At 51.9% G+C, this 8,550-nt stretch carries 7 protein-coding genes; all 7 read left to right on the top strand.

Going from position 1 to position 8,550, the window contains the following annotated elements:
• Positions 1 to 175: 175 nt before the first annotated feature.
• The 7 genes from HEQ50_RS12140 to HEQ50_RS12110 all read left to right on the top strand — a co-directional run bounded on the left by HEQ50_RS12140 (position 176) and on the right by HEQ50_RS12110 (position 8,331).
• Positions 176 to 844 (top strand): hypothetical protein, encoded by a 669-nt coding sequence (locus tag HEQ50_RS12140; RefSeq protein ID WP_168900760.1) that lies wholly within the window; start codon positions 176 to 178, stop codon positions 842 to 844.
• 275 nt (positions 845 to 1,119) lie between these two features.
• On the top strand, positions 1,120 to 1,710 hold the full coding sequence (locus HEQ50_RS12135; protein ID WP_168900759.1) for an NADPH-dependent FMN reductase: 591 nt from the start codon (positions 1,120 to 1,122) through the stop codon (positions 1,708 to 1,710).
• Positions 1,711 to 1,886: 176 nt separating this feature from the next.
• Positions 1,887 to 2,585 (top strand): response regulator transcription factor, encoded by a 699-nt coding sequence (locus tag HEQ50_RS12130; RefSeq protein ID WP_168900758.1) that lies wholly within the window; start codon positions 1,887 to 1,889, stop codon positions 2,583 to 2,585.
• Positions 2,586 to 2,589: 4 nt separating this feature from the next.
• On the top strand, positions 2,590 to 3,978 hold the full coding sequence (locus tag HEQ50_RS12125; protein WP_168900757.1) for a cell wall metabolism sensor histidine kinase WalK: 1,389 nt from the start codon (positions 2,590 to 2,592) through the stop codon (positions 3,976 to 3,978).
• Between the two features lie 106 nt (positions 3,979 to 4,084).
• On the top strand, positions 4,085 to 5,026 hold the full coding sequence (locus tag HEQ50_RS12120; RefSeq protein ID WP_168900756.1) for a glycosyltransferase family 2 protein: 942 nt from the start codon (positions 4,085 to 4,087) through the stop codon (positions 5,024 to 5,026).
• 13 nt (positions 5,027 to 5,039) lie between these two features.
• Positions 5,040 to 5,684, top strand: a complete 645-nt coding sequence (locus tag HEQ50_RS12115; RefSeq protein ID WP_168900755.1) for a phosphatase PAP2 family protein — start codon at positions 5,040 to 5,042, stop codon at positions 5,682 to 5,684.
• A gap of 13 nt (positions 5,685 to 5,697) precedes the next feature.
• Positions 5,698 to 8,331: a YfhO family protein gene (locus HEQ50_RS12110; RefSeq protein WP_168900754.1), complete on the top strand. Its 2,634-nt coding sequence runs from the start codon at positions 5,698 to 5,700 to the stop codon at positions 8,329 to 8,331.
• Positions 8,332 to 8,550: the final 219 nt, after the last annotated feature.

Raw genomic sequence — 8,550 nt, 5'->3', positions numbered from 1 at the left:
CCGCTTAAAGCATGGAAGAGATGGCCCGCCCTCAAAAACCGAGGACGGGCCATCTCTTTTTAATTTACAATTCAATACGGTCAGTTACTCGGTGCTTACCTTTCAATGCTATAATATTGGGTGCCCACTAAACGGTGGGACTACATAATTTTCGGGGAAAAAAGGGGAAATGGGTATGCACAAGGGGATTGTACGCCAAATCTGGTTCTGGGGTGGCCTGATTTTAGGGCTATATGCGCTACTGGTCATCTCAAGTGTGCCAATGCTGGGCCTCATCCAATGGTCTGGGGTTCATGGGATAGCCAATAATGTCGGCATTCGTGTCTTGAGTACGCTGGTGATGATCGTCGTCAGTGCCTTAATCGTCTGGTGGATTTACCGGTATCACACGGATCTGTGGCTACGACAGGTCATCACGGCCCAACACGTGGCGTGGTCAATCGGCGCGGCCGCGGTCGGCACCCTGGCCCTACTGTTAATTGCGATCACGTTGGGTGTTTCCGATGCGCAAGGGTTGCCGCCCTTGATGCCGGGCACACTGGTTAAATTGGTGGTGGGTGTCTTTACGGTGTTTGTCTTTTCACTGTTGTCCGTGTGGGTGCTGCAAGGGATGTTTCAGGAACGACTGAATCGACTGCCGGATTTTCCAAAATGGGCTGCGGTTTTGTTGCCGATTATCTGCTATATCTTAGTGGCGTGGGGCACACTCAGTGATAATTTGTCAGCGCTAGTGGTCAGTACGCTGGTGGCGGGGATCTATCAGGTCACGCGAGACTGGCAGTGTTCCTGGGGTGTCATGGCCGTCTTAACGGCGGTAAGCCTGGGATTGCCGCTCGTTGGCTAACGTCACGGTTTAGGGATGTTTGGGGTAAAATAATCCTGGCCTTTTTGGCTGGGTTAGGCGTGTGCCGGCCGGTAAGCCACGCTTGTTCGGCAGCAGTCGCCGGGCCATACGAAAAAAGTATACACTTACATTTAGTAAGCACGAACGGCGACACAACAGCACATCCTCCACTTTTACTTACTTTTAGTTATCAAATGATTGACCAGTTTTTATTGTGCTTAGTTAACCCCCGTGGTAAGCTGGCCCTCGTAATCAACAAAATTAGGAGGTCCCACATGTCAGTAAAAATTGGTGTTATTCTAGGTAGTACACGGACGCATTCCCTCGGTGATCGGCTCTTTAATTATTTGCAACGGGCGATGCCCACGGACGGCGTGGACTTTACGTGGATTGATCTTAGGGATTATCCCCTGCCATTCTACGACCACGCAGAGACGCCACTGTCGGAACCCATTCAAGGACTAGCCACCGTTGAGAAACGTTGGTTAGATGTTCTCGACCAGCAGGATGGGTACGTGATCTTAAGTCCCGAGTACGATCACGCCATTACGGGGAGCTTGAAGAACGCCTTGGATTTTGTGGGGCCCGAAACGGACCACAAGCCCGTTCAGATCATAACTTACTCGAAGTATAGTGACGGTGGCATGTTGGCGGCGTCTTCGGTCGTGGGTATCCTGCAGATGCTCAAGATGATGGTGCTCCCTTCACCGGTCCTGTTGTGGAACGCTGAAGCCAATTTTACGGCAACGGGCGAGCTAGTCGCAACGGCACCGAACAGCGACCACTTTGCCCAACGGTTAACGGCTGCGTTTGCTGAATTGCGCCATTACGCCACGATCATGAAGGCTACCCCGTATCGGCCATAGAATAGTCGCCCCATCGTTGCCAAGTTAGGCGGTAACGGTGGGGCGTTTTTGTCTTTCAACCTGAGAAAGCATCACTGGCCTTGCTTAAGATTTCGGGTAAAGTTTGGTAAAAGGTGTGGCTTTTAGGGGTCAAGTTGCGTAAGCTAAAGGAAAGTAAATGTGAACGGAGGGACAACATGGCGGGAACGGTATTGATCGTTGAAGACGATGAGGCCCTGCTGGCGTCATTAACCACGGAATTACAGTTTGAGGATTATACGGTGTTGAACGCAACGGATGGCAAGATGGCGCTACAGGTCTATGAAAATAATCGGGGTAATTTAGATTTGGTTATTTTAGATTGGATGCTTCCGGAATTGGATGGTCTGGGCGTCTTGCGGCGGATTCGCAAGCACGATGACTTGCCGGTGATTATGATGACGGCCCGTGATTACGTGGGTGACAAGGTCGCGGGGTTGGATACCGGGGCGGATGATTATATCACCAAGCCGTTTGAGATCGAAGAATTGCTGGCTAGAATTCGGGTTATTTTACGGCATCAGCATCACCAAGAAGCGGCGGATAGTCAATTACATGTGGGCGATATCACGTTGAATACGCGCTCACGGCAGGTTCAACGCAATGGCAATTTGGTTCAGCTTACGCAACGCGAGTACGAACTTCTCTTGGTCCTGATGAAGAATGCCGGGCAGACCATGACCCGTGATGAATTATTAGACGCGGTGTGGGGCGTTGATTTTGAAGGGCAACCCAACGTGGTCGATGTCTATGTCCGTTACCTCCGTCACAAATTGGCCGAAGACCACGCGGCGGTGCCGTTGATTCATACCGTTCGCAGCGTGGGTTACGTGTTATCCGCAGATTATCGGGGGTAAGCCGATGGCGAAACCAAAAAGAATACTGACCACGGCACAAGATATTCAACGGCGGTTTGTCCGCATGCTGGTGGTCTTAACCGCACTCATGGGGATCGCGATTGTTGGCACGGTCGGTTATCAACTGGTGAAGCAAAGCGAGCAATCTTCCGTGGAACTGCTAGCCAGTCTGAATCGGTCCATTATTGATGATCGACCTGACTGGAATAGTTGGCGTAAGCATAGTTCCATCAACACCAAGAATACCTACGTACGGGTTAACAACCGTAAGATTGGTGAGGCCCCGGGGACCTACTATTCTCCGAACACGAAGAAATTTCTGCGGGCCAAGCACGTCCAAATCCCGATTTTTTCAGCATTAGAATATACGCCGGGTTACGGATTTACCTACTATCGTAGCGGAACACGCCTGGGCATTGACGCTGAAATTTGGCTAAATCTGTCGCCCATTACCACCATCTTACTATCGGTCATCGGCGTGGTACTGGCCATCATGCTCCTCACGATTGGCTTTGGTTGGACCTATATTCGGTTGACGGCTAGAAGAGTGACGCAACCGCTGGCCAGTCTAAACGTGGCGGCGCAAGAGCAGGCGCGAACGCGGACAATCAAGGCCGCGTTACCCGTGCCCGCCCAACCCAGTGAGGTTCACCAGCTTGCACGGAGCTTCAACGACCTGCTAACGGCCATCAATGATCACGCGCAGCAGGAACGTGAATTTACGTCCAACGCCGCGCATGAGTTGCGGACGCCGATTGCGGCCATTCGGGGCCACGTTCGGCTGATTCAGCGCCGCGGTCAGGAGCATCCCGAGATTATTCCCCGCTCGATTAATTTTATTGACGATGAGTCGACCCGCATGCAAAAGCTGGTGAACAGCCTGCTGACCTTGTCACGGGCCGATCGGGGGGTTCTGGCCCTCGACTACTTCGATGTCGGTGAAGCGGCCAATGAGACGATCGAAGAGGAACGGGCGGTGCTTAAGCAGCCCCTGGTGGTTGCGGGCGATCAATCCGTGGTGATTCATGGGAATCCCGAGAGTGTGCAACAGATTCTGACCGCGTTACTGGACAATGCCGGCAAATATTCGCCGCCAGACCAGCCGATTACCGTCCGCTTTCATCAGACGACCGAGGCAGTTCAGATTAGCGTGGAGGACCACGGCCTGGGCATTGCGGATGCGGATAAGCCTCACGTCTTCGAACGGTTCTATCGCGTAGACACGGCCCGTACCCGCCAGATTGGGGGGACTGGGCTGGGCTTAGCCATCGTTTCACAGTTGGTAACCTTGAATCACGCGACCATTCAGGTGGTGGACAATCCCCCTCAAGGCAGTCGCTTCCTCATGACCTTTCCGAAGGCCAGTCCAGATTCTGATAAACTCTCAGATTAATCACTTTTAATCACCGTTTTAAGTAAACGGGCACTTAACTATCATGGAGTTATTCAATTGCCATGACAGTTAAGTGTTTTTTTTGTGGTTGTAAGGAGGATGTCCCATGCAAGTCATTTCAATCGTTGTGCCGTGCTATAACGAGCAGGAAAGCCTGCCCTTATTCTTTAAACGCGTCGACCAAATCTTGACGGATTTTGACCGGCATCGCGAGCAGTATCGGTGGGAATACTGGTTCGTGAACGATGGATCTACCGATGATTCCCTAAAACAAATGCAGATTCTTCATGCGGCCCAACCGGATAAGGTGCATTACATCAATTTCTCCCGTAACTTTGGGAAGGAGGCAGCCCTATTAGCCGGACTGAAGGCCGCTAGAGGAGATGAGGTGGCCGTAATGGACGTTGATCTTCAAGATCCGCCGGAATTGTTGCCGACGATGATTGCGGCCCTGGCGGAGACGGATTATGACGTGATTGGGACGCAACGGTCTGACCGGCAGGGTGAACCCTGGTTGCGATCAAAGCTCTCATCGGCCTTTTACCACGTGATTAATCGTATTTCTCAAGTTCAGATTGTACCGGGTGCTCGTGACTATCGGTTAATGCGGCGGTCGGTCGTGGACGCGGTGATTGCGATGCCGGAATACAATCGTTTTTCTAAAGGTATTTTCAGTTGGGTAGGATTCAAGACCAAGTACCTGACCTTCCAGCATCAAGACCGGGTGGCGGGGCATACCCATTGGTCAATGAAACAGTTGTTGGATTATTCCTTAGAAGGCATTATGGATTATTCGGAGGTGCCCTTGTCCGTGGCCTCTTGGCTGGGTGGTACGGCCTTCGTGGTGTCAATTATCGGGATGATTTGGATTGTGATTCGCGCCTTATTGTTTGGCAATCCCACGGCCGGCTGGCCCTCACTGGTTGCCATCATCTTGATGCTGGGGGGCCTACAGCTCCTATGTTTGGGAATCTTGGGCAAGTATGTCGGGCGGATCTATTTGGAAACCAAACATCGGCCACAGTATTTAATTCAAGACAAGAGGTAGGGGGAGTTTGAGAATGAACACGAGTCAACGGTATCAGCAGGTTGCCCTAGGATTGTTGGGGCTTTTTGTCATTTTAGCCATTTTAATTAAGCTACAATTTTCGCCACTGATGGGGTTGGATCGCCAATGGTTGGCCGCTTTTCACGCCAGTTCATTGGGGCAGCACGTCCGTGTGTGGGAGTGGTTGACCTTGTTAGGCAGTCCACTGGTTACGGGAGGGTTTGCCGTCATTTTAGCGCTGTTTCTGTGGCGAATTCGTCAGCTGGGTTGGGCGGCCATGGTCCTTACCGCGTTGATCAGCGGTGATGCCCTACTATTGGTGATTAAGACCTTCGTTGCCCGGCCACGGCCCACACAAATGGTCGTGGTCGATACGGGATATAGCTTTCCTAGCGGTCACGTCTTTAGCACGATGCTGGTAGCGATGATTCTGGCGACCTTATTGCTGAGCTTATTGAAGGCCAACTGGCTCAGCTGGACCTTATTAAGTGTGATTGCACTAGGCGTTCTCGGTGTAATCCTCGCGCGCTTAGGACTACGTAACCATTACCCCAGCGATGCAATGGGCAGTGCCTTGCTGGCAAGCGGCTGGTGGTTCCAAGTCCTGAGTATTTTCGAACGACTTCGGGCGCGGCGGACACTTAAGCTTTCGAAGTGAGGTGCGGACAGTGATGGAAAGTTTTTCACGGAAACGGCTTTGGCAAAATACCGGGATCGCCTGGGTAGTTGCCTTGGCAATTGTTATGGGGGTCTTCATGTACTGGCGGGTGACGCCCTTCGGCAATCATAGCCTCTTGATGAGTGACATGGGGACGCAATACATCCCCTTATTAACGGCACTGCGGCATGCGTTGCGCTATCAGATCTTCCACTTCTATACATTCTCCGAGTCGTTGGGAAATGGCCTGGTGTCGACGGTAGCTTATTATCTGTTGAGTCCGTTTAATCTGTTGGTTGTTTTCTTTGGAGCGTCACAGATTCCCATTGCGGCGAGCGTCATTATTATGGTTAAGATTGCCACGATTGCGGCAACGATGGCCTGGTACCTACAGCACCATTTTCACACGACCCAGCGATTGACCATTATCTTTGCATTAGCGTTTAGCTTTTGCGGTTTTGTCGCGCTGAACTATTTCGATCTGATGTGGTTGGATTCGTTAATTTTCTTGCCGTTGGTTGCGGCGGGATTAGACCGATTAGTGGCGCACGGCCGACCGGTACTCTTCTTCAGTAGTCTACTGATTAGTATTCTGACCAATTATTATTTAGGCTATATGACCTGCCTATTTAGCGTCCTGTACTTTGCCTATGGCTTATTTAATTGGCCAGGGCGCGTCGGGGGTCTTCATGATTGGGGGAATCGGGTCGTGCGGTTCGGGATAACTGGGGTGCTCAGTGGCCTGAGTGCGGCGGTGATTCTGATGCCAACGGGATTAGGGATGCTGCAGACGGCGAAGAGTACGCCGGATAGCTTGAATTTTCGGTTAGTGCCCGAGTTCGGTGGCGAATTCTTCACGCAATTTGGTGTTGGCGCCACGAACTATTCGCAGCGGCTGATGCACGCGCCCACGGTCTTTGTGACCAGTGCCGTGGTCCTGTTGACCTTGGTTTATTTCGTGCAGCCACGACTGACCCGCCGGCAAAAGTGGTCGGCGCTGGCGCTATTGGTTGCCCTGTTTCTGAGCATGTGGCTACGCTTGTTCAATACCATTTGGCACTTGATGCAAGCCCCAGCCGGATTCCCGTTTAGAAACGTCTTCTTTTTTAGTTTCGCCATGGTCATGCTGGCCTTTGAGAGCTGGCAGGCTGAACCGCGCCGGATCAAGCGGGGATGGAAATTCAGCTTGCCACTGTTACAGGTTCTCACGCTGGTGGGTGGGGCTGCCTCCGTTCACGTCATGCTGAGGTTGGTCACGGGCCGATCGGTTAAGCTAACGCGTTACTTTACGGGGATCCAACAGGTACACTGGCAAAGTGTCTGGCTCTCCGTGATCTATGTGGTGGTGACGGCAGCCGTTATTTTTGGGACCCAACGACTCTGGCGCCGCTGGGTACTCAGTCTGTTGGTGCTCACGGAAGTTGGCGGTAATTTTATCCTTGCTATGGGGACCAGTAAGTTTGGCAATCAACGGGCCTACGCGCAGGCCTATCAGACGGAGAACAAACAAATGTCTACCGTGAACGATCCGGACGGACAACTCTACCGGGTTCAAAACGACAATACGCTGATTAATCAGGCCTTTCAGGGTAAATATAATAATTATAATGATAGTCTGGCCTTTAACTTTCATGGTGTGGCAAGCTATAGTTCGACCTTAAATGAGAGCACGCGGTCAACATTGGAACAACTCGGTTTGTTTAGCGATAATGTTCGTCGGATTGGGGATGTGGGACTGACGCCCCTTACCGAGCTCTTGTTGGGGGTTAAGGATACGATCCACCTGACCACTGGTAGCGGTCAGATTATACCGTCGGCCAGCTACAGTGGCCTGGGATTTGCGGTATCTTCATCCCTTGGCAAGGTTCAATTAACCCAGGATGCGTTGCAGAACCAAGAGAGTATTATGCAGGCGCTTCAACCGCGGCGACAGACCTACTTTGCGCCAACCAAGCAACTTAGGGATGGCGTCAAGACTGTGACGACGGTAAAGGGCGTTAAAACCAAGTACCACTATCACCACACACTGAAGTTAAGCGTTAAGGCGAGTGGGCCAACCTATCTCTGGGCGCCAACCGGACAGACCAAGTATTCAACGATGAAGGTTGACGGCACGAGTGTCAAACCCGCGACTAATGCGAATGGTAAGACGGCTTTGATAAAACTGGGGAACTTCCGTGCTGGCCAAACGATTACCGTGACCTTTGCGGCGAAGTATCCGTTAGCGTTGTATCATACGGAAGTTAAAACCCTGCGACAACCCAACTTTGCACGGCTTGTCCAAACGGTTCGACAGCAGCGATTCAAGGTGCACACGGTTTCGAGCCACTTCAAGACGAGCCTAAAGGGCCAGGTCACCGGGACGCCGAGTCGGCATATGCTTTACTTAAGTGTGCCCTATGACACGGGCTGGCAGGCGGCGGTTAATGGTAACCGGGTACAGCCACGGAAGTTATTGAATGGGCTGATGGGGGTACCCTTACAGAATGGCAAGAATCAAGTGACCTTAACCTATCACGTCCCAGGTGGTCGATTAGGTGTCGGTGTGTCACTGCTTAGCCTCGTCAGTTTTGGCGGTATCACTTATTGGTGGCGTGCGGGTGAGGCCGGAACACGGCGGTCTGGTAAAACCAAAGAAAAGGCGTAACCTGGCCGCCTTGACGTTCGCCAAATTTGGTCTGGATCGCGGTGGGAAGGATCGGAAAAAGCCAAAGCCCGGTCTTTTTCCTCGCTTTGAGCCGGAAGTTCACGTCTCAAAGTCGCCAGTTTCCAAGCAAAATCACTTGGAAACTCCCACGGCTGAGACCAAATTTGACTCACTCACGGCTACATGAGATGTCCCCAATTAAACTGGCAGAACGTTGCC

The organism is Lactobacillus sp. HBUAS51381 (genome assembly GCF_012641095.1).
GTDB lineage: Bacteria > Bacillota > Bacilli > Lactobacillales > Lactobacillaceae > Levilactobacillus.
The sequence above is the reverse complement of the archived record's forward strand: the minus strand, read 5'-3'. Positions and strand labels throughout refer to the sequence as shown.